The organism is Micromonospora sp. NPDC126480, from assembly GCF_040302465.1.
In the GTDB taxonomy this organism is placed as follows: domain Bacteria; phylum Actinomycetota; class Actinomycetes; order Mycobacteriales; family Micromonosporaceae; genus Micromonospora.
Genome location: NZ_JBEORU010000005.1, coordinates 272586 through 296409 on the forward strand (window position 1 = coordinate 272586; position 23824 = coordinate 296409).

The 23824-nt window shown below is 75.0% G+C and carries 23 protein-coding genes and 1 pseudogene; 13 read left to right on the top strand and 11 right to left on the bottom strand.

From position 1 onward, the window contains the following. Nucleotides 1-108: 108 nt before the first annotated feature. A pseudogene (locus ABTW87_RS07340) lies at nt 109-827 on the bottom strand (CDP-alcohol phosphatidyltransferase family protein); the annotation flags it as partial. A gap of 90 nt (nt 828-917) precedes the next feature. On the opposite strand from ABTW87_RS07340, the gene ABTW87_RS07345 reads away from it, so the two are divergent. From ABTW87_RS07345 to ABTW87_RS07375, 7 genes are read left to right on the top strand one after another with little or no spacing between them, the layout of a single operon-like run. Continuing rightward, nucleotides 918-1898 carry a zinc-dependent alcohol dehydrogenase gene (locus tag ABTW87_RS07345; protein WP_350649427.1) on the top strand — a complete coding sequence of 327 codons (981 nt, stop codon included), beginning with the start codon at nt 918-920 and terminating at the stop codon, nt 1896-1898. Between the two features lie 4 nt (nt 1899-1902). Beyond that, nucleotides 1903-2301: a 6-pyruvoyl trahydropterin synthase family protein gene (locus ABTW87_RS07350; protein WP_350649429.1), complete on the top strand. Its 399-nt coding sequence runs from the start codon at nt 1903-1905 to the stop codon at nt 2299-2301. After that, nucleotides 2298-3332 (top strand): glycosyltransferase family 4 protein, encoded by a 1035-nt coding sequence (locus tag ABTW87_RS07355; protein ID WP_350649431.1) that lies wholly within the window; start codon nt 2298-2300, stop codon nt 3330-3332. The genes ABTW87_RS07350 and ABTW87_RS07355 overlap by 4 nt, the downstream gene beginning before the upstream one ends. Then, on the top strand, nt 3329-4171 hold the full coding sequence (locus ABTW87_RS07360) for an SAM-dependent methyltransferase (protein ID WP_350649433.1): 843 nt from the start codon (nt 3329-3331) through the stop codon (nt 4169-4171). Before ABTW87_RS07355 ends, ABTW87_RS07360 begins: the two co-directional genes overlap by 4 nt. 48 nt (nt 4172-4219) lie before the next feature. Beyond that, nucleotides 4220-5173 carry a lysylphosphatidylglycerol synthase transmembrane domain-containing protein gene (locus ABTW87_RS07365; RefSeq protein ID WP_350649435.1) on the top strand — a complete coding sequence of 318 codons (954 nt, stop codon included), beginning with the start codon at nt 4220-4222 and terminating at the stop codon, nt 5171-5173. A gap of 11 nt (nt 5174-5184) precedes the next feature. Next, nucleotides 5185-5826, top strand: coding sequence for a GTP cyclohydrolase II (locus tag ABTW87_RS07370; RefSeq protein ID WP_350649437.1), 642 nt, complete (start codon nt 5185-5187; stop codon nt 5824-5826). Beyond that, nucleotides 5819-6508 (top strand): RibD family protein, encoded by a 690-nt coding sequence (locus ABTW87_RS07375; RefSeq protein WP_350649439.1) that lies wholly within the window; start codon nt 5819-5821, stop codon nt 6506-6508. Before ABTW87_RS07370 ends, ABTW87_RS07375 begins: the two co-directional genes overlap by 8 nt. A 158-nt stretch (nt 6509-6666) precedes the next feature. Here the strand turns inward: ABTW87_RS07375 and ABTW87_RS07380 are convergent, their stop codons facing one another. Genes ABTW87_RS07380 through ABTW87_RS07400 form a run of 5 tightly spaced genes read right to left on the bottom strand, consistent with a single transcriptional unit; the run spans nt 6667 to nt 12511 of the window. Further along, nucleotides 6667-7302: a GNAT family N-acetyltransferase gene (locus ABTW87_RS07380; protein WP_350649441.1), complete on the bottom strand. Its 636-nt coding sequence runs from the start codon at nt 7300-7302 to the stop codon at nt 6667-6669. A 10-nt stretch (nt 7303-7312) separates the two neighbouring features. Further along, nucleotides 7313-9505, bottom strand: coding sequence for a penicillin acylase family protein (locus tag ABTW87_RS07385; protein ID WP_350649471.1), 2193 nt, complete (start codon nt 9503-9505; stop codon nt 7313-7315). Between the two features lie 26 nt (nt 9506-9531). Further along, nucleotides 9532-10335, bottom strand: a complete 804-nt coding sequence (locus tag ABTW87_RS07390; RefSeq protein WP_350649442.1) for an ABC transporter ATP-binding protein — start codon at nt 10333-10335, stop codon at nt 9532-9534. Nucleotides 10336-10385: 50 nt separating this feature from the next. Continuing rightward, nucleotides 10386-11414 carry a FecCD family ABC transporter permease gene (locus tag ABTW87_RS07395; RefSeq protein WP_350649444.1) on the bottom strand — a complete coding sequence of 343 codons (1029 nt, stop codon included), beginning with the start codon at nt 11412-11414 and terminating at the stop codon, nt 10386-10388. Further along, entirely contained in the window at nt 11411-12511 is a 1101-nt protein-coding gene (locus tag ABTW87_RS07400; RefSeq protein WP_350649473.1) for a FecCD family ABC transporter permease, read from the bottom strand. The genes ABTW87_RS07395 and ABTW87_RS07400 overlap by 4 nt, the downstream gene beginning before the upstream one ends. A gap of 68 nt (nt 12512-12579) precedes the next feature. Between ABTW87_RS07400 and ABTW87_RS07405 the strand changes: the two genes are divergently transcribed. Next, nucleotides 12580-13617 carry an ABC transporter substrate-binding protein gene (locus ABTW87_RS07405; RefSeq protein ID WP_350649445.1) on the top strand — a complete coding sequence of 346 codons (1038 nt, stop codon included), beginning with the start codon at nt 12580-12582 and terminating at the stop codon, nt 13615-13617. A 193-nt stretch (nt 13618-13810) separates the two neighbouring features. Continuing rightward, on the top strand, nt 13811-14467 hold the full coding sequence (locus ABTW87_RS07410; RefSeq protein WP_350649446.1) for a fasciclin domain-containing protein: 657 nt from the start codon (nt 13811-13813) through the stop codon (nt 14465-14467). 107 nt (nt 14468-14574) lie between these two features. On the opposite strand, the gene ABTW87_RS07415 is transcribed toward ABTW87_RS07410, so the two are convergent. Next, entirely contained in the window at nt 14575-16101 is a 1527-nt protein-coding gene (locus ABTW87_RS07415) for an NAD(P)/FAD-dependent oxidoreductase (RefSeq protein WP_350649448.1), read from the bottom strand. Between the two features lie 142 nt (nt 16102-16243). Here ABTW87_RS07415 and ABTW87_RS07420 point away from each other — a divergent pair, with 142 nt between their 5' ends. After that, nucleotides 16244-17449 carry a hypothetical protein gene (locus ABTW87_RS07420; RefSeq protein ID WP_350649450.1) on the top strand — a complete coding sequence of 402 codons (1206 nt, stop codon included), beginning with the start codon at nt 16244-16246 and terminating at the stop codon, nt 17447-17449. On the opposite strand, the gene ABTW87_RS07425 is transcribed toward ABTW87_RS07420, so the two are convergent. Together ABTW87_RS07425 and ABTW87_RS07430 are read right to left on the bottom strand one after the other, a co-directional pair. Continuing rightward, a complete protein-coding gene (locus ABTW87_RS07425) occupies nt 17442-18461 on the bottom strand; it encodes a LacI family DNA-binding transcriptional regulator (protein ID WP_350649451.1) in 1020 nt (339 codons plus the stop codon). The genes ABTW87_RS07420 and ABTW87_RS07425 overlap by 8 nt on opposite strands. A 90-nt stretch (nt 18462-18551) precedes the next feature. After that, entirely contained in the window at nt 18552-18902 is a 351-nt protein-coding gene (locus ABTW87_RS07430) for an STAS domain-containing protein (protein WP_350649452.1), read from the bottom strand. Nucleotides 18903-19242: 340 nt separating this feature from the next. Here ABTW87_RS07430 and ABTW87_RS07435 point away from each other — a divergent pair, with 340 nt between their 5' ends. Further along, nucleotides 19243-19953, top strand: coding sequence for a GAF and ANTAR domain-containing protein (locus tag ABTW87_RS07435; RefSeq protein ID WP_350649454.1), 711 nt, complete (start codon nt 19243-19245; stop codon nt 19951-19953). Nucleotides 19954-19981: 28 nt separating this feature from the next. On the opposite strand, the gene ABTW87_RS07440 is transcribed toward ABTW87_RS07435, so the two are convergent. After that, nucleotides 19982-20692, bottom strand: coding sequence for a GAF and ANTAR domain-containing protein (locus ABTW87_RS07440; protein ID WP_350649455.1), 711 nt, complete (start codon nt 20690-20692; stop codon nt 19982-19984). A 312-nt stretch (nt 20693-21004) separates the two neighbouring features. On the opposite strand from ABTW87_RS07440, the gene ABTW87_RS07445 reads away from it, so the two are divergent. Beyond that, the gene (locus ABTW87_RS07445) at nt 21005-21586 is read left to right on the top strand and encodes a GNAT family N-acetyltransferase (protein WP_350649456.1); all 582 of its coding nucleotides are present in this window, start codon (nt 21005-21007) and stop codon (nt 21584-21586) included. 57 nt (nt 21587-21643) lie between these two features. Here the strand turns inward: ABTW87_RS07445 and ABTW87_RS07450 are convergent, their stop codons facing one another. Further along, nucleotides 21644-23185 carry a chitinase gene (locus tag ABTW87_RS07450; protein ID WP_350649475.1) on the bottom strand — a complete coding sequence of 514 codons (1542 nt, stop codon included), beginning with the start codon at nt 23183-23185 and terminating at the stop codon, nt 21644-21646. A 134-nt stretch (nt 23186-23319) separates the two neighbouring features. Here ABTW87_RS07450 and ABTW87_RS07455 point away from each other — a divergent pair, with 134 nt between their 5' ends. Next, complete coding sequence (locus ABTW87_RS07455; RefSeq protein ID WP_350649457.1) at nt 23320-23733, top strand: type II toxin-antitoxin system Phd/YefM family antitoxin; 414 nt, start codon at nt 23320-23322, stop codon at nt 23731-23733. The last annotated feature ends 91 nt before the right edge of the window (nt 23734-23824 follow it).

The following is a 23824-nucleotide window of genomic DNA, read 5'->3' on the forward strand; positions in this document are numbered from 1 at the left end:
GGATGCCCCGGCAGGCCGGCCAGCGCCGGCCGGGCCACGACGCCCACCCCGGTCACCGGCGCGCCGGCGACCGGCACGTCGATCGCCGCGGCACCGGTCGCCGGCACACCGTTCGCCGGCACACCGGTCGCCGGTGCGGACCGGCGCCGCCACAGCCAGGCCACGTCGCGGCCGAACGACTCGACAAGCAGCACCAGCGCCAGCAGCGGCAGCGCCACCGCGACCGCCGGCGGCAGCAGCCGCGTCGCCACCACCAGCAGCACGACGCCGAGGGCGGCCGCGACGACCTTACGCCAGTAGCGCGGCGGCAGCGACCGGCCCATCCACGGCAGCGCCCAGCCGGCGACGAGGAACGCGTACCGCATGGCGCCGAGGGCCAGCACCCAGATCCCGACCGCCGGTGCCACGTGCAGGCTGAGCACGGCGACGAGGACGCTGTCGATCTCCATGTCGAACCGGGCGCCGAGCGCGCTGGCCGTGCCGGTGCGCCGGGCCACGTAACCGTCCACCGCGTCCAGCGACAGGGCCACGGCGGCGAGGACGGTCAGCGCCCCGACCGGCACCGAACCGCCGGCGAACCCGTCGGCCACCAGCGCGGCGACCGCGCCCACAAGCACCGCCCGGGCGAGGGTCACCCGGTCGGCCGGCCCGAGCGCGCGGGCCCCCGCCCGGTCCAGGCCCCGGCTGAGCGCCAGGCACACCACCAGCCCGTACGCGAGGCCGGCGAGCCAGCCGGCAGGGCCGAGACCGACCGTCCCGGTGAGCCCGGCCAGCAGGACAATCTGGACGACGAGCCCGATCAGGGGACCGTTTCGAACCGTGGCCACCGTGCCTCCGTGTCTATGATCGACAACTCCTGACAGGGACTACGGAAAAAACGCCGGTCCGGTTCGCCGGGACGCGGAAAGGAGTAGCCGGTGACGCGCACCGCACGCGCCTTCTGGCTGCGTACGCCCGGCCACGGCGAGATCCGTCCGGCGCCGCTGCCCGTCCCCGGCCGCGACGAGGTGCTCGTCCGCGCCCGCTTCTCCGGGGTGAGCCGGGGCACCGAGACGCTGGTGTTCACCGGCGGCGTCCCCACCGGCCAGTACGCGGCGATGCGCGCCCCGTTCCAGGAGGGCGACTTCCCGGCCCCGGTCAAGTACGGCTACCTCAGCGTCGGCGTGGTCGAGGAGGGTCCGCAGCATCTGCGCGGCCGGACCGTGTTCTGCCTGCACCCGCACCAGACCGCGTACGTCGTCCCGGCCGACGCCGTGGTGGTCGTTCCCGAGGAGGTCCCGGCGGCCCGCGCGGTGCTCGCCGGCACCGTGGAGACCGCGGTGAACGCGCTCTGGGACGCGCCGCCCCTGGTCGGCGACCGGGTCACCGTGGTCGGCGCGGGAATGGTCGGCGCCGCCGTCGCGGCCCTGCTGGCCCGCTTCCCCGGGGTCCGGGTGCAGCTCGTCGACGTCGACCCGGCACGGGCGGCGCTGGCCGCGGCCCTGGGGGCCGAGTTCGCCGCGCCGGGCGACGCGACCGCCGGGCGGGACCTCGTGGTGCACGCCAGCGCCACCTCCGCCGGCCTGCGCCGCTGCCTGGAACTGGTCGCGCCGGAGGGCACGATCCTGGAGCTGAGCTGGTACGGCGACCGCGAGGTGACGCTGCCGCTGGGCGCGGAGTTCCACTCCGGCCGGCTCACCCTGCGCAGCAGCCAGGTCGGGCGGGTCGCCCCGGCCCGGCGGGACCGCCGCGGCTACGCCGACCGGCTCGCCCTGGCGCTCGACCTGCTCGCCGACCCGGTGTTCGACGCCCTGCTGACCGGGGAATCCCGCTTCGCGGACCTGCCCGACGTGCTGCCCCGGCTCGCCGACGGGAGGCTGCCCGCCCTCTGCCACCTCATCACCTACGACGGGGAGTGACACCGTGTTCAGCGTGACCGTCCGTGACCACATGATGATCGCCCACAGCTTCCAGGGGGAGGTGTTCGGCCCGGCGCAGCGCCTGCACGGGGCCACCTTCGTCGTCGACGCCACCTTCCGCCGGCCGGACCTGGACGACGACGGGATCGTCGTCGACATCGGCCGGGCCACCGAGCAGCTGCGGGCGGTCCTCGGCGAGCTGACCTACCGCAACCTCGACGACGAGCCGGCGTTCGCCGGGTTGAACACCACCACCGAGGTGCTGGCCCGCACCGTGGCCGACCGCCTCGTGCAGCGGATCGAGGCCGGCGACCTGGGCGTGGGTGCCCGGGGCCTGACCGGCATCACCGTCACGCTGCACGAGTCGCACATCGCGTGGGCCAGCTACGACCGGGCGCTGTGAGCCGCACCCTCCACGCGGTGCTCCCCGGCGACGTCGACGACCCGGCCACGCCGAGCGGCGGCAACCACTACGACCGGCGGGTCCTCGCCGGTCTGGCCGCCGCCGGCTGGTCGGTCCACGAGCACCCGGTGCCCGGCGGCTGGCCGCTACCCGCGCCCGCCGACCGCGCGACCCTCGCCCGGGTGCTGGGCGCGGTGCCCGACCGAGCGGTCGTCCTGCTCGACGGCCTCGTCGGCTGCGTCGTGCCGGAGGTCCTCGCCCCGCACGCCGACCGGTTGCGCCTGGCGGTGCTCGTCCACCTGCCGCTCGACCACGACGCCGAGCGCGCCGCCCTGCACGCGGCGGCGGCAGTGGTCACCACCAGCGCCTGGACCCGCCGGTGGCTGCTCGACCGGTACGCGTTGCCCGCCGGCCGGGTGCACGTCGCCGCACCCGGCGTCGACCCGGCACCCCCGGCGGTCGGCTCGGCGAGCGGCGGGCGGCTGCTCAGCGTCGCGGCGGTCACCCCGCTCAAGGGCCACGACGTGCTTGTCGACGCGCTCGCGGCGGTCGCCGACCGGCCGTGGCGCTGCGACTGCGTCGGGTCGCTCACCCGGGACCCGGAATTCGTCGAGCGGCTGCGGCGGCGGATCACCGACACTGGCCTCGCCGGGCGGGTACGGCTTACCGGGCCGTGCACCGGTCCCGCCCTGGACGTCGCGTACGCCGCCGCCGACCTGCTGGTGCTCGCCTCCCGCGTCGAGACGTACGGGATGGTGGTCACCGAGGCCCTCGCCCGGGGCGTACCGGTGCTGGCCACCGCCACCGGCGGGCTGCCCGACACCCTCGGTCGCGCCCCGAACGGCACCCCGCCGGGGCTGCTCGTGTCCCCGGACGACCCGGCCGCCCTCGCCGGCGCGCTGCGTCGCTGGCTCACCGACCCCGAGCTGCGGACCCGGTTGCGCCGGGCCGCGCGCGAGCGCCGGGACACCCTCCACGACTGGACGACCACCACCACCGCGCTGGCGACGGCGCTGGAAGGAGCGGCATGACCGTCGACGACCGGGCCCCGGACCTGCCCGCGGACTTCGCGGACTGGCTCACCCTGCGCGAGCCGGCCGACGCCGCGGCCCGCGACGCCGACCTCGCCGACCGGGCCCGCGCCCAGCTCACCGGCGCCCGCCCGCTGGTCGTGCACGACCTCGGCAGCGGCACCGGCTCGATGGGCCGCTGGCTCGCCCCCCGCCTGCCCGGCCCGCAGCACTGGGTGCTGCACGACGGGAACGCCGGCCTGCTCGCCCGCGCCGCCGCCGACCTGCCTCCGGCCGCCGCCGACGGCAGCCCGGTCACCGTCGAGACCCGCCGGGGCGACCTGACCCGCCTCACCACCGCCGACCTTGCCGGCGCGTCCCTGGTCACCGCCTCGGCGCTGCTGGACATGCTCACCGCCGAGGAGGTCGACCGGGTGGCCGCGGCCTGCGCCGCCCGGCCCACCCTGTTCGCCCTGTCCGTGGACGGCCAGGTCCGGTTCGACCCCGCCGACCCCCTCGACGCGGAGCTCGCCGGGGCGTTCAACGACCACCAGCGGCGCACGGTCGGCGGGCGCACCCTGCTCGGGCCGGACGCCGCCGGGGTTGCCGCCGCCGCGTTCGCCCGGCACGGCGCCGACGTCACGCTGCGACCCAGCCCGTGGCGGCTCGGGCCGGCCGACGCCGCGCTGGCCGGCGAGTGGCTCACCGGTTGGCTCGACGCCGCCGGCGAGCAGCGGCCCGAGCTGACCGGCCCGGTCACCGCGTACGCCCGCCGCCGTCGCGGTGACCTCGCCGCCGGCCGGATGTCCGTGTCGATCGGTCACCTGGACCTGCTCGCCGTGCCTACGGTGAACCGGTGACCGCTGCGCTACGTGCCTACCCACGGGATGATCGTGAGGGAGGTCCGGATGGAGTCGACGGCGACACCCGCACCGGCGGCCCGCGGAAGGGCCTGGGCGTGGGCCCGGACGCTGGGCGGTCTCGGTGTGCTCGTCCTGCTCCTGGCCCTGGTGGGCACCGGCCCGTTCCTCGACGGGCTGCGCCTGATCGACGCTCCGGCCCTGGCGGGTGCCCTCGCCATCGGGGTGCTCACCACCGTGTGCTGCGCGTGGCGGTGGAGCCTGGTCGCCGGCGGCCTCGGGGTGCGGCTGCCGCTGCGCACCGCCGTGGCGCACTGCTACCGGGCGGTGTTCCTCAACGCGACCCTGCCCGGCGGGATCCTCGGCGACGTGCACCGGGCGGTCCGGCACGGGCGGGATTCCGGCGACGTGGGGCGGGGTATCCGTGCGGTCGTGTGGGAACGTACAGCGGGCCAGGTGGTCCTCGCCGCGGTGGCGGTGGTCGTGTTGGCCGCGTTCCCGTCGCCGGTCCGGCCGTACCTGCCGGCGGTCGCGGTGACCCTGACCGCGGTCGGCCTCGGCGCCGTCCTGGTGGCCCGGGTGCTGCCCGTGGCCGGCCCGTCCCGCCTCGCCCGCGCGGTCCGCGCCGCCGTCGCCGACGTCCGCGCCGGCCTGCTGGCCCGCCGCACCTGGCTCGGCGTGCTGCTCGCGTCCGCCCTGGCGGTGGCCGGGCACCTGGCGACCTTCGTGCTCGCCGCCCGCACCGCGGGCTCGACCGCGCCGCTGTCGCTGCTGGTCCCGCTCACCCTGCTGGCCCTGCTCGCCATGGTCGTCCCGGCGAACGTCGCCGGCTTCGGCCCGCGCGAGGGCGTGGCCGCGTGGGCGTTCGGCGCCGCCGGCCTGTCCGCCGCCGAGGGGGTCTCCACGGCCATGGTGTACGGAGCCCTGGTGCTCGTCGCGAGCCTTCCCGGCGCCGCCGTCCTGGTGGCCCGTCGTGTCCGCGTGCCGGCCGGCACAGTCTGACGAGGAGTCCGATGCATCCCGCCACCATCCGCACCCAGGTCACCGTCCCGCTGCACTTCCCGGACGGGTACGCCACCGAGGCCCGGGTCTACTCCTTCGAGGGCCTGGCCGACGGGCGGGAGCACCTGGCGTTCGGGCTCGGTGACCGGGCACGACCCACCGAGCCGGCCGCGCGCCGGCCGGTTCCGCTGGTCCGCCCGCACAGCGAGTGCCTCACCGGGGACGTGTTCGGCAGCCAGCGCTGCGACTGCGGCCCGCAGCTGCGCGAGTCGGTGGAACGGATCGCCGACAGCGGCGGCTACCTGCTCTACCTGCGCCAGGAGGGCCGGGGCATCGGCCTGTACGCGAAGCTGGAGGCGTACGCGCTGCAGGACGCCGGGCTGGACACCTACGAGGCGAACCTGGCGCTGGGGCACCGCGAGGATGAGCGGGACTACACGGTCGCCGCGCAGATGCTCACCGCGCTCGGCGTGGACCGGGTCGCGCTGCTGAGCAACAACCCGGACAAGGCGGCGCAACTGCACCGGCTCGGGATCACGGTCACCGAGCGGGTGACCACTGGGGTGTTCCTGTCCCCGGCCAACGCCGGCTACCTGGCGACCAAGGTGACCCGCGGCGACCACGCCCTCGACCTGTCCTTCGTCCATGACTGACCGGCCGTACGTCCTGCTGAGCTGTGCGGCGTCGATCGACGGCTACATCGACGACGCCACCGGCCAGCGGTTGGTGCTCTCCAACGACGCCGACCTGGACCGGATCGACGAGGTGCGGGCCGGCTGCGACGCGATCCTGGTCGGCGCCGGCACGGTCCGCCGGGACGATCCCCGGCTGCTGGTCCGCTCGGCGGCGCGGCGCGCCGAACGGGCCGCCCGCGGCCTGCCCGCCTCGCCGGCCCGGGTCACCCTCACCGGCTCCGGCGATCTCGACCCGCAGGCCCGGTTCTTCACCGTCGGCGACACCGACCGCTACGTCTACTGCGCCACGGCGGCGGTGGAGAAGACCCGGGAGTTGCTCGGCGACCGGGCCACCGTGGTCGACGCCGGGGACCCGGTCGACCCGGGGTGGGCGCTCACCGACCTGGCCGCCCGGGGGATCGGCCGGCTGATGGTGGAGGGCGGCGCGAGCGTGCACGCCCAGTTCCTCGCCGCCGGGCTCGCCGACGAGCTGCACCTGGTGGTCGCGCCGTTCTTCGTGGGGGACAGCCGGGCGCCGCGCTTCGTGGGTGACGGTCGCTTCCCGTGGCACTCCGGCCGCCGAGCGCGGGTGTGCGAGGTCCGCCAGATCGGTGACGTGGCACTGGTCCGCTACGCGCTGTCGGACCGCTGCCCCGACTGAACCCTCGGCAGCGGTGGGCGCGGCCGGCGATCGGCGTGGGTTGGTGGCGACGCGCAACGGATGATGGTCTGCTGGGCCCGAGGCGTCGATTTGGCCCGGCAGCCCATCATCCGATCATGGCCGGCCCCGCCACCGGCCGGCCCCGCTGCGGGGGCGGCTCAGTGGGTGGGGCGGTCGAGGAACATCAGCCGGGCCCGCTTGCCCGGCAGGTCGACAAGTGGGCCGTCGACGAAACCGGTCCGCCGTAGCCGGGCCAGCGCCTTCTCGTTGCGCGCGTCCGGCTCGGCGACGATCCGCCGGCGCGCCGGTTCGGCGAACACGAACGCGACGAGCGCCCCGAGCAGGCGCCCGGTGTACCCGGGAACGGGCCGGGCCGGCGGGCCGATGAGCAGGTGCACGCCGTGGTCGCCGGGCCGCACCTCGTACACCTCGCCGACCGGATCGGCCGCCGGCTCGTACGTCTGGAACAGCGCCGCCGGTGCTCCGTCGCGCAGCGCCAGCCAGGCGTGGTGGGTGGGCAGCGAGTCGAGGTACCGGTAGATCTCGGCGACCCGTTCCCGCCCGGCCTCGCGCATGCCCCAGAACCGCGCCCGTTCCTGGCTCACCCACCCGTGGACGAGGTCGACGTCCCGGTCCGGGTCCAGCGGCCGCAACTCGATCCGGCCGAACCCCGGGAGGTCCCGCGCGAAGACGGTGCGCCGGTCCTCCGGCCCGCGCTCGACACCCGTGCCGTGGCCTGCCCTGTCGCTTCCCGCACCCGTGTCCTGTCCTGCCGTGCCGCCTCCCGCGCCCATGCCGCGCACCTCAGTCCTGTTCCTCGGTCAGCTCGGCCCAGTCGGTGACCACCGGCAGCAGTTCGCCGCGCCGCCAGGACGCGAGCTGGTCGTCGTGGTGTCCGGTGCCGGGCACGCCGTCGGCGCCGAGCGGCACCACCCAGCGGCTGTCCTCGCGCCGGGCCAGGTCCCACGCGTAGCGCGCCGCCGGCCCGCGCAGGCACAGGTCGGTGACGCCGGGGACGCTGGACGTGGCGAGCACGCAGTCGTGGTCCCCGTCGAGTTCCGGCCCGCCACTCGCCGCGTAGGCCGGCCCGACCGGCGGCTCCGGGCCGACCTCCCCGCTCGGCTCCGCTTCAATGCCGGGCCGGGCTGTCGTGCCCGGTCGGGTACCCGCCTCCGGCTGGGCCTCCGTCGTCGGATCGGCGGCACGGCCGACCGGCGCGGCGCGCCAGGGCGCGAGCCGGTGCCGGGCGCCCCAGCGGGCGTGCACGCCGCCCACCGCCGGGTCCGACGTGCCGCCGGCCACCTCCAGCAGCGCCTCCCGGGCCAGCGCCGCCGCGTCCAGGCCGGGCAGCACGCCGGGGGCCAGCAACGCGGCGAGTGCCGTACCCACCCGGGGCGTCAGCGCCAGCCAGGGCGCGAACACCTCCGGGTACGCCGGCGGCTCGGCGAGCGCGGCCAGGGCCGGGTGCGCGGCGACCCGCCGGACCAGGGCGGCCCGGACGGCGGCGAAGGCACCCGCGTCTCCGCTTGCGGCGGTCATCCGCCGGTCCCAGCGCAGCAGCCGGTCCCGAAGCGCGGCGCCCTCCGCGGGCAGCCCGTCCAGCCCGGACAGGAGATCGAGCAGCGGCTCGGCGGCGGCCGAGTACGTGTCGGTGTGCACCTCGCCCATCCGCCCGGCCGTCCAGCCGCCGGCCGAGTCGGCGTCGAGCAGCTGCCGGATGCGGCGCGCCCGGTGCGGGGGCGCGAACTCGACCCCGAGCGGCGCGGACAGACCGCGCTCGTTGGCCATGACGGCGACCTCCCCGACGGCGGCCCGGGGCATCGGGTGCCAGCCCTGCCAGGCGTACCCGGCCTCCCACGCCGGCACCACCCGTAGGCCGTTGTCCGGATGGCGGACCGGTACCGTCCCGGCGACGCGGTGCAGCAGCCCACCGGTGGTGTCGGCGGCGAGCACGACGTTGACCGGCTCGACCCAGTGGTCGACGGCCGCGTCGACGTCGGCGACGGTTCGTGCCCGCAGCAGTGCCGGCAGGGCGGCGAACCCCAGCTCACCGGTGACCCGGGGCGGGTAGCGGAGGCTTATCGCCTCGGGCCCGTCCGGGCCGCCGGCCACGACCGGCCCCCGGTCCGTCTCCACCACCTCCACCTCGACCGGCTCGCCACCGGCCACGGTGATCGTCTCGACGTGCGTCCGCGCGGGCCGCCACCCCTCCGGCCCGTACGCCTCGACGCCCGCGCCGGTGCGGCGCAGCCGCTCGGCGTACAGGTCCTGGTAGTCGGCCATCGCGTTGGTGATCGCCCAGGCGACGCCACCGGCGTGCCCGAAGTGGGCGATGCCGGGGACGCCCGGCACGGCCAGGCCGAGCACGTCGTAGTCCGGGCAGGCCAGGCGGATCTGCTGGTAGATGCCGGGGTCCTCGATGAACCGGTGCGGGTCGCCGGCCAGCAGCGCGGCGTCGGTGGCGGTCCGGGTACCGGCGAGCAGCCAGCCGTTGCTGCCGGAGCCGGCCGGCCCGTCGGCGTGGAACAGCGCGACGGCGTCCGGGCCGAGCCGCCGGGCGACGTGCTCACGCCAGAGTTTGCTGGGGAAGCCGGCGAAGAGCACGTGGTGGGTGAGCCAGATCGCCAGCGGTGTCCACGGCTCCCACCGGCCGGGGGCGAGACCGGCGGCGGCGAACCGGCGGTCGCGGGTGACGCCGGCGGCCAGGTCGGCGTTGACGCCGTCGACGTAGCGGGCGACCCAGGCGGCGGTCGCCCCGTCCAGGCGGGCGTGGCAGCGCCGGGCGGTGTCGTCGAGGCGGGCCTGCCGGGCGAACCGGTCCCAGGGCAGCGCCTCGGCACCGAGGAACGCCGCGCTGGTGCCGAGCGACCGGTGCCGCTCGACCTCGATCTGCCACGCCCGGTCGTACGCGGTGACCCGGCCCTGCGCGAAGGCCAGCTCACCGGGGTCGTCGGCGCGCAGGTGCGGCACGCCCCACCGGTCCCGGTGCACGCCCACACCGCGGTGCCGGGCGGTGCGCTCGCTCACGATGCGACCTCGGCGCGCCGCCGGGCCGCCGGTACGACAAGCGGGGTGCCGGTCTCCGGGTCGTCGATGACGCGGCAGGGCAAGCCGAACACCTCCTCGACCAGCGCGGCGGTGACCACCGAGCGCGGCGGGCCGGCGGCGACGACCCGCCCGTCGCGCATGGCGATCAGGTGGGTGGCGTACCGGGCGGCGTGGTTCAGGTCGTGCAGCACCGCGACCAGGGTACGGCCCTGCTCCTCGTGCAGCCGCGCGCAGAGGTCGAGGATCTCGATCTGGTGGGCGATGTCCAGATAGGTGGTGGGCTCGTCGAGCAGCAGCAGCGGGGTCTGCTGGGCCAGCGCCATGGCGAGCCACACCCGCTGCCGCTGCCCGCCGGAGAGTTCGTCGACCGGGCGGTCGGCGAGGTCCGCCACGCCGGTGGCGGCCATCGACTCGGCGACCACCCGCTCGTCCTCCCGGGACCACTGCCGCAGCAGCCCCTGGTGCGGGTAGCGGCCCCGGGCGACCAGCTCGGCCACCCCGATGCCGTCCGGCGCGACCGACGACTGCGGCAGCAGGCCGAGCGTCTTGGCGACCGCCCGGGCCGGTCGGCGCTGAATGTTCTCGCCGTCCAGCAGCACCGCCCCTGCGGACGGCTTGAGCAGCCGCGACAGGGCCCGCAGCAGGGTCGACTTGCCGCACGCGTTCGGGCCGATGATGACGGTGAACGACTGGTCCGGTACGTCGACGGTCAGCTCGCGGGCGATGGTCCGCCGGTCGTACCCGAGGGTCATCGCGGTGCCGCGCAACCGGGACTGCATGCTCGGTGCTCCGTTCTCGTTCGTGGCCGGTGCCGCCGGCGTCGTCGCCGTCACAGCCGGCCCGCCCGGCGCTCGCTGGCCAGCAGCCAGATCAGGTATCCGCCGCCGAGCACACCGGTCACCACGCCCACCGGCAGCTGGTGGCCTCCGAAGGCGCGCTGCGCGACCTGGTCGGCGACGACCAGCAGCAGCGCACCGAGCGCGGCCGACGGCAGCAGGTTCGGCCCGGGCGCGCGGGTGAGCCGGCGGGCCAGGTGCGGCGCGGTGAGCGCGACGAAGTTGACCGGCCCGGCGGCGGCCGCGGCGAGAGCGACGAGCAGCACCGCCGTGGCGAGCAGCGCCAGCCGCAGCCGCTCCACCCGGACGCCGAGGGCGTTGGCCGCGTCGTCGCCCATCTCCATCAGCCGCAGCGCCGGCCCGGCGCCGGCGAGCACCAGCGGGCCGAGCACGGCCAGGGTGACGAGCACCGGTACGGCGTGCGCCCAGCCGCGCCCGTCGAGGCTGCCGGTGAGCCAGAGCACGGCCCGGGCGGCGTCCATCAGCGGGGCACGGGTGAGCAGCCACCCGTTGACGCCGGTGAGGATCGCGGCGACGCCGATGCCGACCAGCACCAGCCGGTACCCGTGCACGCCGCGTCGCCAGGCGAGCGCGTACACGAGCACGCCGGTGGCGAGCCCGCTGGCGACGGCGGCGCCGGACAGCATGGCGGTGGTGCCGCCGAGGACGACCACGACGAGCGCGCCGGTCGCCGCGCCCTGGGTGAAGCCGAGCAGGTCCGGGCTGCCCAGCGGGTTGCGGACCAGCGACTGGAAGACCGCGCCGGCCAGCGCCAGCGCGGCGCCGACCGCGGCGGCGGTGGCCAGCCGGGGCAGCCGCAGCTCGTGGACGATGAAGGCCTCGGCCGGGGTGCCGCCGCCGGTGAGGGTGCGCAGCACGTCGGCGGCGCTCATCGGGTAGTCGCCGCTGCCCAGTGCCACCACGCCGACGGCCACGGTGAGCAGGGCGCAGGTGGCGCCGACGGTGAGGGCGCGCGGGTGCAGACGCAGGGACAGCCCGCCGGGGGTGCGCAGGACGATCACGGTCGGCCCACCCGCCCGCGCAGCACCAGCCAGAGGAAGAGCGGCCCGCCCAGCACGGCGGTCACCATGCCGACCTGGAGTTCGCCGGGCCGGCTCAGCACCCGGCCGAGCACGTCCGCGCCGAGCAGCAGCACCGGCGCGAGCACCGCGCAGTACGGCAGCAGCCAGCGCAGGTCGGGGCCGGTGAGCGCGCGCACCAGGTGCGGCACCAGCAGCCCGACGAAGACGATCGGCCCGCAGCCGGCGGTGGCGGCGCCACAGAGGAGGGTGACGGCCACGATCACGGCGCCCCGGATCAGTGCCGGTCGCGCGCCGAGCGCCCGGGCGGAGTCGTCGCCGAGGGCGAGTGCGTTGAGCGGCCGGGCGGCGGCGAGCGCGACCAGCAGCCCGGCGGCGATGAACGGGGCGACGGTGGCGACGGTGCCGGGTTGGGCGCTGGCGAGGGAGCCGACGGTCCAGAATCGCAGCCGTTCCAGCGAGGCGGTGTCGAACAGCATGACCGCACTCACGTACGAGTAGAGGGTCGCGTTGAACGCGGCGCCGGCCAGGGCCAGCCGTGCCGGCGTGGCGCCGCGTCCGCCGCCGACGACGTAGACGGCGGCGGTGACGGTGGCGGCGCCGAGCAGCGCGAACCACACCTGGCCGCCGACGCCTGCGACGCCGACCAGGGCAGCGCCGGTGGCTACCGCCGCGGAGGCGCCGGCGTTGATGCCGAGCAGGCCCGGGTCGGCGAGCGGGTTACGGGTGAGGGCCTGCATGACCGCTCCGGCCACGCCGAGCGCGACGCCGGCGAGCAGGCCGAGCAGTGTCCGCGGCAGCCGCATGCGGTGGACCACCGCGTACTCGGCCGCGTCCGGGTCGAGCAGGCCGTGCCACACGTCGGTGAGGGGGAGCGACTTGGCGCCGACGGCGATGCTGAGCACCACGACGGCGGTGAGCAGGAGCGCGGCGGCGACGAGGCCGCCGGCCCGCGCGGCGGCGCGACCACGCCGGCCGGGCTGCGCCGGTCGGACCACCCGGACGGCGGGCGGCGCTGGATGCGTGACGGACAGGGTGAACTCCGAGGTGGTGCGGGGCCCTGGGGGTGGGCTTGACAGCGCCTTAGGTTAGGTTAACCTAACCGCGCTGTCCATGGTCATCGCGACCCCCGACCGAAAGACCTGCCATGTCGCATCCCGTGTCCGCCCGCCGACTCTCCCGTCGTGGCCTGCTCGCCGCCGCCGGCGGCGCCACCCTGGCCACCCTGCTCGCCGGCTGCGGCCGCGACGACACCGACACCCCGTCCGCCGGCGCCACCTCGGCCGGGCCCTGGTCGTTCACCGACGACCGGGACGAGAAGCTGTCCGCCCCGACCCGCCCCAGCCGGGTGGTCGCCTTCACCGGCGTGGCCGCGGCGCTTGTCGACTTCGGCCTGGACAAGCAGATCGTCGGCGTGTTCGGCGAGACCAAGCGCTCCGACGGCAGCAAGGACCCGCAGGCCGGCGACCTGGACGTCGAGAGCGTCGAGATCCTCGGCAACGTCTGGGGCGAGTTCAACCTGGAGAAGTACGCCGGCCTGCGCCCCGACCTGCTGGTGACCCACATGTACGACCCCGGCGCGCTCTGGTACGTGCCGGACGAGAGCAAGGACAAGATCGTCCCGCTCGCCCCGGTCGCGGCGATCGCCACCGCCCGGGTGCCGATGACCAAGCCCATCGAGCGGTACGCGCAGCTCGCGGAGTCCCTCGGCGCCGACCTGTCGGCCCAGAAGGTCACCGACGCCAAGGCGCGCTTCGAGGCGGCCGCCGAGTCGGTCCGGCAGGCGGTCAAGGCCAACCCGGGCGTCAAGGTGATGGCCTGCTCCGGCAGCCCCGACCTGTTCTACGTCTCCAACCCGAAGGTCAGCACCGACCTCATGTACTTCGCCGAGCTGGGCGTCGACATCGCCGTGCCCACCAAGCTGGAGGCCGGCGACTACTTCGAGGCGCTCAGCTGGGAGAACGCCGGGAAGTTCCCGGCCGACCTGATCCTGCTCGACAACCGCAGCACCGCCCTGCAGCCCAAGGACCTCGCCGCCAAGCCGACCTGGGCGCAGCTGCCGGCCGTCAAGGCCAACCAGGTCGCCCCGTGGGACGCCGTGCCCCGCTTCTCGTACGCGGGCGCCGCCCCGCTGCTGGAGAACCTGGCCACCGCGATCAGGGGCGCGAAGAAGCTCAGCAACTGACGGCCGGCGTCCCGGCCGGCGACCCGGTCGGCCGGGACGCGCCCGTACCGCGTCGGGGCGGGGACCGGGCAGCGGGCCGTCGCGCCGCGCAGTCGGATTCCCTCCGACGGGTGCATCCGGCGGGCCTGCCGCGGTCGAAGCATCGGTCGTGACGACAGTCACGCATCGAGTCGCCTCGACGAAAGGCACGCTGATGAACATCGCACGACTCGCCGCCCGGACGGCTGCCGGTGCCGTGGCCGCGGCGCTGGCGGCCACCGCCGTCGCCGCCCCGGCGCAGGCCGGTGGCACGAAGTCCCCCGGGACCACGTCGCTCGCCCAGGTGCTGACGAAGGACCTGCGGGGCTTCGACCACAACCCCCGTGACTTCGACATCCTGACCAGGGCGGTGCTCACCGTGCTCGAGGCCAAGCCGGACTCCGCCGTGGCGGTGCTCGCCGACGGCACGGTCGCGCTGACCGCGTTCATCCCGAACGACGCCGCGTTCCGGCAGCTCGTCCGCGAGATCACCGGTTCGCGCACGCTGCCCTCGGAGAGCACGGCGTTCACCGCCGTCGCCGGTCTCGGCGTCGACACCGTCGAGAACGTGCTGCTCTACCACGTGGTGCCGGGCGCGACGATCGACCGGAGGGCCGCGGTGAAGGCCGACGGCGCGGAGCTGACCACCGCTCTCGGACCGGCGCTCGAGGTCGACGTCCGCACCTACTGGCACTGGTACCGCCAGGTCCGCCTGATCGACGCCGACACCGACGACCGCGATCCGCGGGTGATCCGCTACGACATCAACCGCGGCAACAAGCAGATCGCCCACGTGATCGACCGGGTGCTGCGCCCGATCGACCTGCCCTGACCCGTGCGCGCGGGTGGCGCGTGCGGCTCCGGCGTCACGTGCCACCCGGCCGCGAAGATCAGATGATTGCCTGCTGGGCGGACCGGCGCGGCTGGCCCGGCTGAGCATCATCCGTCTGCCCGGCCGCCGATCGACGCCGTCGCCGGGGGCGGCAGCGGCGGGGCGGGCATCAGCGGAGCTTCCCGGCCGGTGCCGCGGCGACCGTCGCCCTTCGCCGACTCCTCGTGGTAGTCCTGCTCGACGTTGACCGACCACACGTCGTGGCCGGCGTCCCACGCGATGTTCTCGGCGGTCAGCATCGCCGTCAGCATCGAGTGGTCCTGGTTGTTGTACCGGTGCATGCCGTTGCGGCCGACCGGGTGCACGTTCGGCACCTCGCGGGCCAGCCACTGTCGGATCACGTCGACGTTGCGCTGGTAGCGCTCGTCGTAGACCGGGTACGCCTTGGGCATCCGCACGACGTAGCCGGCCTCGACCACCCCCGGCCGAACCAGCCCCAGCTTCTCCAGCTCCGCCGTCGCCGAAGCGATCAGATCGGCATCCGGCGTGCGCCACGTCTCGTCGTCCACCGACACGAAGTACTCCAGGCCGAGGCAGGTGCGCCCGTCCTTGACCAGGTACGGCGACCAGGAGCCGAAATTCTGGATCCGGCCCACCCGCACCCCGGGGTCGTGCACGTAGATCCAGTTGTCGGGGAACGAGAACTCGGCCGGCACGACAAGCGCCACGGTGAGGAAGTCGCGGTACCGCAGGTCCGCCGCGGCCGCCCGGACCTCCGGTGGCGGGGCCGGGCTCAGCGCGGCCACCAGCTCGGAGATGGGCATCGAGGAGACGACGTGCCCGGCCGGCTCGGTGCGCCGCCCGCCGATCCCGTCGACGGTGACGGCGACCGCGCGGCGCCGGTCCGGGTCACGGTGCACGGCGGTGACCCAGCTGCCGGTCTCCACCGAGCCGCCGCGTCGCCGGACCTCCTCGGCGCAGCGTTCCCACATCATCCCGGGGCCCAGCTTCGGGTACTGGAACTCCTCGATGAGGCTTGCCACGTCCTTGCGGTTGCGGGCGGGCAGCACCGCGTTGCGGACCGCCTTCGCGAGCGACAGGTTCTTGATCCGCTGTGCCGCCCAGTCGGCCTGCAACCGGTCGGCCGGCATGCCCCACACCTTCTCGGTGTACGTCTTGAAGAAGATCGAGTACAGGCGCCAGCCGAACCGGGCCGACACCCACCCCTCGAAGTGCGACTGGTCCTTCGGTGGCCGCAGTCGCGCCCGCGCGTACGAGCCCATGCACCGGGCCGCCTCCAGCAGGCCGAGGTTCCGCAGGGCGTTGCCGGCGTTCAGCGGGTAGTCGTAGAGCGCTCCGCGGTAGTAGATGCGGCTCATCCGGGGCCGCAGCAGGAAATCCTCGTCGGGCAGGATCTCGTGCCAGAAGTCCTCGACCCGGGACACCTTCGTGAAGAAGCGGTGCCCCCCGATGTCGAAGCGCCATCCGTCGCGCTCCACGGTGCGGCTGATCCCGCCGACCACCTCGTCGGCCTCGAACACCCGGGCCGGGGCGCCGTGCCGCAGCAGCTCGTACGCCGCGGTCAGGCCCGCCGGACCCGCACCGATCACCACCGTGCCGTGCTCGTCACCCATGCCCCCGCCGCCTCCGTGACCCGTCGACCAGACGGCGGGCCGCTTACCCGGCGGGGCGGTGAAGTCACCTGCCGGGAGCGGGTGTGGCGCGGCACGGAACGGGTACGCGGCACCGTTCGCGGCGGGGACGGTCGGGGGACGGATGGTCGGGACGGGCCGGGTGGGCCGGCTGCTCGCGCGGGTGCCGGCACCCTGGCCGTACGTGCTCGCGGTCTTCGTGGGCACCAAGGTCGCCCTCAGCCTGGTCGGGGTCCTCGCGCTCGCCGCCTTCGACGAGGTGCCGTGGGCGCCGCCACCGGACGAGGCGCTGATGCGCCAGCAGCAGCGGGACGTCTCACCGCACCGGTGGCTCTCGCTCTGGTTCGCCTGGGACTCGTTCCTCTACGACCACCTGGCCCGGCTGCCGCTGGACGAGCCGTGGCGCGACTTCGGCTTCCCGCTGCTGTACCCGTTCCTCGCCCGGCCGCTCGCCCCGCTGCTCGGCGACGACACGGCGCTGGCCCTGCTGGTCGTCGCCAACGCCGCCCTCATCGGCGTGCTGTACTACGCCCACCAGCTCGGGGAGCGTCTGCTGGCCGGCGACACCCCCGGCGCCGCCGGTGCCGGCGCGGGCCGGCGGTTCGTCCGGTACCTGGTGCTGCTGCCCACCGCGTTCCTGTTCCACGCGGCGCTTACCGAGTCGCTGTTCCTCTGCCTGGCGCTGGCCACCTTTCACTACGCCGAGCGGCGGCGCTGGCTGCTCGTCGGTGCGGTCGGCTTCTTCCTCGCGCTGAGCCGGTCGGTGGGCTTCTTCGTGGTCCTCCCGCTGGCCCTGGTGCTGTTCCGGCAGGGCGGCTACCGGTTCGGTCCGCGTGCCCTCTCGGGCTACCTGCGCGCCGGCTGGCCGCTGCTGCTGATCCCCGCCGGCTGGCTCACCTTCATGGCCTTCTGCTTCTGGCAGAGCGGGGACTGGTTCGCCTACAAGCGCACCCAGGAGGAGGGCTGGAACATCCGCGTGCAGAACCCGCTCGGCGTGCTCTGGCACGGCCTGACCGGAACGCCGCCGCGGGACGCCCTGCGGGTGTGGCTCGCCGTCGTGGTGCTGGCCGTCCTGGTCGCCGGGGCCCGCCGGCTGGGCCTGCCCTACCTGGTGTACGGCGTGATGATGGTGCTGGTGCCGCTCTCCATGGGCCCGCCGGTCTACAAGAGCCTGCTGCGTTACCTGCTCGCCGTCTTCCCGGTGGCCCTGGTGCTGGCGCACTGGGCGCGCCGGCCCGGCGTGGACGTCTGGTCGACGGCCCTGCTCGCCCTGCTCCAGGGCGCGCTCTTCGTCACCTGGCTGGCCTACTGGACCCACTTCATCATCTGACCGGCGCGGGACCGGCGCTGTCGCGGCGGACCAGCTCGGCCGCGAGCAGCTCGACCCGGGGCGCGGCGGCGCCCGGGTCCAGCGCCAGGGACATCGCCCGCGCACCCATCTCGACAAGCGGCAGCCGAACCGTCGTCAGGGCCGGCGTGACGTCACGCGCGATCGGCATGTCGTCGAAGCCGGTCACGGTCACCTGTCGGGGCACCGGCACCGACCGGGCACGCAGGGCGGCCAGCGCGCCGATCGCCATGGTGTCGTTGAGCGCCACGATCGCGGTCACCGCCGGCTCCGCGTCGAGCAGCGCGACGGTGGCCTCGGCGCCGCCGTCGCGGTCGAAGGCCGCGTACCGGATGCGGTGCTCGGGCAGGTCGCGGCCGTGCTCGGTGAGCGCCGCCCGCAGCCCGGCGAGCCGGTCCGTCGTCGTGGTGAGGACCGCCGGGCCGGCCAGCACGCCGATCACCCGGTGCCCGAGCCGGCACAGCTCGGTGCCGATCAGCCGGCCGCCGGCGCGATTGTCCGGCATGACGGCGTCACCGGAGTGCTCGTGCCGGCCGATGACCGCCACCCGGCCGCCGGTCGCCTCGTACGCGGCCAGCTTCTCGTTCACCAGCCGGGTGAACTCCGGGTCGTGGTAGCCGGAGCCGGCCAGGATGATGGCCGCCACCTGCTGTCCGCGCAGCAGCTCGACGTACTCCAGCTCGCGGTCCGGGTCCCGGTAGCTGTTGCAGATCATCAGCAGCCGGCCGCGGTCGCTGGCGACCCGTTGCAGGCCCCGGGTGACCTCGGCGAAGTACGGGTCGGAGACGTCGTGCACGATCACGCCGACGGCGCCGCGGTGGGAGCGGGCCAGGAACTGGGCGTGCGCGTTCGGCACATACTGCAGCTCGGCGACCGCGCGCAGCACCCGCGCCCGCAGCTCGTCGGTGACCGGCTTGCTGCTGCCGTTGATGACGCGGGACGCGGTGGCGGGGGAGACGCCGGCCCGCCGCGCCACGTCGGACAGGGTCGCCACCGGCCCACCTCCCGCTCGCCGCCGACGGACAGAGTCACCGTACCCGATCTAGGAAAGCCCTTGCCCCGGGTGCGGACGGGCTCGCCGCCGTCAGCCGCGCTCGCGGTCGGCGGCGGTGCGGGCCGCCCAGGCGTGCAGCGCGTCGGTGCGACCGGCCGCGTCCAGGTCGAGCCCCGCGTCGACGCCGGTCAACGCGAGCAGCCGCCGGACGCACGGCGCCGGGTCGCACACGGTCAGCCGGCCACCGGCGGCGGCCACCAGACCGCTTACGCGCAGCACCGCGCTGATGCCGTGCGCGCTGAAGAAGGTGACCCGCGACAGGTCGAGGTGTACCGGACCGGCCGAATGCACGCCGAACATCTCGACGAACTCGACAAGCAGATGCGCCGTGCTGAGATCGACCTCGCCGGCGACCTCGACGACGCGCGCCGCGCGCGTCACCCTCACGCCGAGGGTGAGCAGGGGACGGGGATCAGGTCGCGCGCCGGGCGAGCGGCGCGTCGGCGGGGACGGCGATCGGGCGACTGACATGGCGCACCTCCCGGACGGGACGGGGGACGGGCGATCGCCTGCCGTGGCAGGTCGCCGCCCTGGGCGCATGTCTTGACCCGGCCCCACCGTACCCCCGTGCGCCGCCGGCCACACACCGCCGTCCTCGGCGGCCCCGTCGGCAACTGGTCTTCGCCCGGCACCGGGACGCCGGGTCGAGTACCGTGAGGGGCCGCGGGTCCACCGCGGTGCGGCGGTCGGACCTCCGAGCGGAAGAGGGGCGAACCTCCGCATGGACAACACGCCGCTGCAGCCCGCCGAGGCGCTCGCCGAACTCGGCCGGATCCGGCTCGGCGAGACCGGCCTGGACGCGGTCCTCACCCAGGTCGCCGGCCTGGCCAGGCGGTCCGTCCCCGGCTGCGATGAGGTCTCCGTGACGCTGCTGCGCGGCGAGAGCCCGACCAGCGTCGCGTACTCGAGCAGCCTCGCGCGGCAGCTCGACGAGTGGCAGTACGAGCAGGGCCGCGGTCCCTGCCTCGACGCCTCGGTCAGCGGCGACCCGCTCAACCTGCCCGACCTGGCCACCGAGGACCGCTGGGCGGACTGGGCGGCCCGGGCCCGCGCCGCCGGTGTGGGCAGCTCGCTGTCGATCGGCCTGCCGATCCAGGAGGCGGTCGTCGGGACCTTGAACATGTACGGCGCCCGTCCCGGAGCGTTCGACGCCGACGGGATCGAGCTGGCGAAGACGTTCGCCGCCTACGCCGCGGTCGCCCTGGCCAACGCCCACCTGTACGAGAGCACCGCGACCCTGGCCCAGCAGATGCAGGAGGCGATGGCCAACCGCGCGGTGATCGAGCAGGCCAAGGGGATCGTCATGGGCGAGCGCCGGTGCACCTCGGAGGAGGCCTTCGCGCTGCTGGTCAAGATCTCGCAGGACACCAACCGCAAGGTGCGCGACGTGGCCGCCGCGCTGGTCGAGCAGGCGACCCGCCCGCGCCGGTAGGCCGCTGCCGGGTTGGTGGTCCCTGGCGTCACGGCTCCCGGCCCTCGACGGTCATCCGCACCAGCGCCTCGGCGACTTCCCGCAGCTTGCGGTTCGAGTCCTGGGAGACCTTCGCCAGGATGCTGAACGCCTCCTCCGGGCCGCAGCGCCGCTGGCCCATGATGATCCCCTTGGCCTGCTCGATCACCGCGCGGCTCTGCATCGCGGTCTGCATCTGCTGCGCGAGCGTCGCGGTGCTCTCGTACAGGTGGGCGTTGGCCAGGGCGATGGCGGCATACCCGGCGATCGTCTGCGCGGCGCCGGTGACGTCGTCGAAGGCCCGCGCCCGGCTGCCGTAGACGTTCAACGCGCCGACCACCGCCTCCTGGATCGGCAGGCCGATCGACAGCGAGCTGCCCACACCCGCGCCCAGGGCGGACCTCGCCCACTCCGGCCAGCGGCTCTCCGTGGCCATGTCGTGCACGATCATGGTCGTGCCGGTGGTCGCCGCGTCCAGGCACGGCCCGCGCCCCTGCTCGTACTGCCACTCGTCGAGGCGTAGCGCCAGCTCGCCGGTGTACGCGGCGGTGCGCGCCTCCGAGCCGTGGACCAGGGTGACCGACACCTCCGCCGTGCCCGGGAGACTCTCCTTCGCGACCTGGGCGATCCGGGCCAGGACGGTGTTCAGGTCGGCCCGGTCGTGCCGGATGGTACCCAGCCGGACGAGTGCGTCGGTGAGGTCGAGCGGGGGTTGTGGCATGGCGTCGGACGTCCTCGGTGAAAGGGCGCGGTGGAACCCCGGCGGGGCCGGACAGCGCGTGTCGGCGGTCCACGGGTACGGACCGTCGGGACCCGCGATGCGGTGTCCCCGGGACCGGCGCCGCTGCTTGACGCCAGGTGACGCACACCCGAACGTGTGTACGTCACCTGCCTTCCACTCTACGGTTCGCCGGGGGTTCGCGACGAACCGGCACCGTCACTCGGTCCCGGATGCCGTACAGATATCCGGGTGCGGTTGCTGCCCATGATCAGCAAGGATGGGGGCCCCACCACAGCTGCGGAGGTCCGTCGAGTGTTCGCGTTGTCGTTGACCGAGGACGCCGTCCTACGTCCGCTGGAACCCTGGCGGGCCGAGGAGTTCCTCACCCACCTGGACCGGGCCCGCGAGCACATCCGGCCCTGGGTGGGGCCGTCGTTCGTCGCCGCCGACCTCGGGTCGGCCCGGGCGGTGCTCCAGCGGCACGCCGACCGGTGGGCCGCCGACGGCGGCGGCATCTGGGGCATCTGGGACCGCGGGACGCTTGTCGGCGGGGTGCTGTTCGTGTCGTTCGACGCCGCCCTGGGGCTGTGCGAGGTGGGGTGCTGGCTGGAGCCGGGCGCCGAGGGGCGTGGGCTGGTCAGCCGGGCGGTGAGCCGGCTGGTCGACTGGTCCGTGCACGACCGCGGCATCCAGCGGGTGGAGTGGGTCTGCAACGCGCGCAACGAGCGCAGCATCGCCGTCGCCCGGCGGCTCGGGTTCCACCTCGACGGCACGCTGCGCGCGAAGTACCCGGCGCCGGTCGGCGACGGACGGATCGACATGCAGGTCTGGTCGGTGCTGGCCGACGAGTGGCGGGCGCGCGGCTCGGACGGGGCCGGGCGACGCGCGTCGTGACACGTGGCTGCGGCGCGGCCCCGCACGGTGACGTGCGCGCGGGGCCGCGCCGCCGACTCAGGGCAGTGCCTTCAGGAACGGCCCGTGGCTCAGCCGGAACTCCCAGCCGTAGTAGCGGTCCCAGTTGATCGACCAGGTCATCAGCCCCCGGAAGTTCGGGTTGGTGCCGCTGCGCGGGGCGTACGACCCGCAGCTCACGCCCTTCACCAGGCAGTTGACCGCGGCCTGCACTCCGGCCGGCGCGACGTACCCGTTGCCGGCGCTGACCGACGACGGCGCCCCGAAGGCGACCTGGTCCTCGCGCAGGGCGGGGAAGACGCGGTCCGGGTTGCCGGCCACCGGGAAGCCGGCGAGCAGCATGTCCGTCATCGCGATGTGGAAGTCGGCGCCGCCCATGGTGTGGTACTGGTTGTCCAGCCCGACGATCGGGCCCGAGTTGTAGTCCTGCACGTGCAGGACCGTCAGGTCGTTGCGCAGCGCGTGGATCACCGGCAGGTACGACCCTGCGCGCGGGTCCTGCCCGCCCCACGGCCCCGGCCCGTAGAACTGGTACCCGAGCTGCACGAAGAACGTCTCCGGCGCCATGGTGAGCACGAAGTTGGCCCCGTACCGCTGCTTGAGCGCGCGGATCGCGGCGATCAGATTGACGATCACCGGCGTGGTGGGGTTGCGGAAGTCGGTGTCCCCGGGGTTCAGGTACAGCGAGTGTCCCTCGAAGTCGATGTCGAGACCGTTGAGACCGTAGCGGTCGACGATCGCCGAGACCGACCGGACGAAGGTGTCCCGGGCGGCGGTGGTGGTGAGCTGCACCTGGCCGTTCTGCCCGCCGATCGAGAGCAGCACCTTCTTGCCCTGCTGCTGTTTGGCGCGGATCGCCGCGATGAACTCGGCCTCGGTCTCCACGCCGGGGCACTCGCTGGCGGGGCAGAGCTGGAACCGGATGTCACCGGAGGTGACGCTCGTCGGTTCGCCGAACGCCAGGTTGATGATGTCCCAGTCGGCCGGCACGTCGGCCATCCGCAGGTACCCGGAGCCGTTGGCGAAGCTCGCGTGCAGGTAGCCGATGAGGGCGTGCTTGGGCAGCCCGCCCGGCGGCGGGGTGGTCGGCGGGGGAGTCGTCGGCGGTGGAGTGGTCGGCGGGGGAGTCGTCGGTGGCGGCGTGGTGGGTGGCGCGGTCGTGGGCGGGGGTGTGGTGGTCGGCGGGGCGGTGGGCGTGCCACCGCCGCACGGCGCGCCGTTCAACGTGCAGTCGGTGGGGGACCCGGACCCGGTGGCCAGGAACCCGAAGGAGACGGAGGCGCCGGGCGTGACGGTGCCGTTCCAGGACCGGTTGGTGAACGTGTGCCGGCCGCCGGAGCTGCTGACGGTGGCGTCCCAGTACGTGCCGAGCGTGGTGCCGGCGGGCAGCGTGAAGGCGACCTGCCACCCGGACAGCGTGGTCGTGCCGCCGTTGGTGATTGTGTACTTCCCCTCCCATCCGGTGCCCCAGTCGGCGGTCTTGGTGAACGTGGCGGTCGGGCCGGCGGCCCGGGCCGGCGCGGCCAGGACCAGCGTGGTCCCGGCGACGGTGACCAGGGCCGCGATCGCGGCCAGCAACAGGTTTCGGGCAGGGCGACGCATCCGGACCTCCCGGTACGTGGAGCCGTCGGATCGACGGATGCACAATTATTAGGATTGTTAACTGTAGTTGTCCAGGCTCGGTTTCTGTCGTACCCGGCGCGCAGCATGCATCCATGGCTGTCCCCGCCCGCACCCCTGACGCCGGCCGGCCCCGCTCGGTGCCGCTGCGCGAGGCGCGCACCCGGCTCACCCAGCTCGTCGCGCTGGCCGAGCTGACCGACACCGTCACCGTGCTGACCCGCGACGGCGACCCCCGACCGGTCGCCGCGATCGTCCCGGCCGGCGCCGCCCGCAGCGCCGCGCAGGCCCGCGCCGACGCCGACCGCCTCGCCGCCGTCACCGCCGGCTGGGCCCGCCGGCTCGACGAGGCGCACCGCCGCAGCGCCCAGCGGCACGCCGCGGAACGACGCGGGCTCACCGCCGCGCTCGCCGAGGCCTGGGCCGAGCTCGACCGGCGCGTCCCGCCCGGCAGCGACCCGGCCCTCGCCCGACTCCGCGCCGCCCACGCCGACCTGCTGGCCGGCTGAGCCTGAATCCACCGGTGGTTGGTGAGGTGGGCGTGTTGGCCGATGAGGATTGACTGTTGTTGATTGGTTGGGGTGGTGGGCAGGTCAGGTT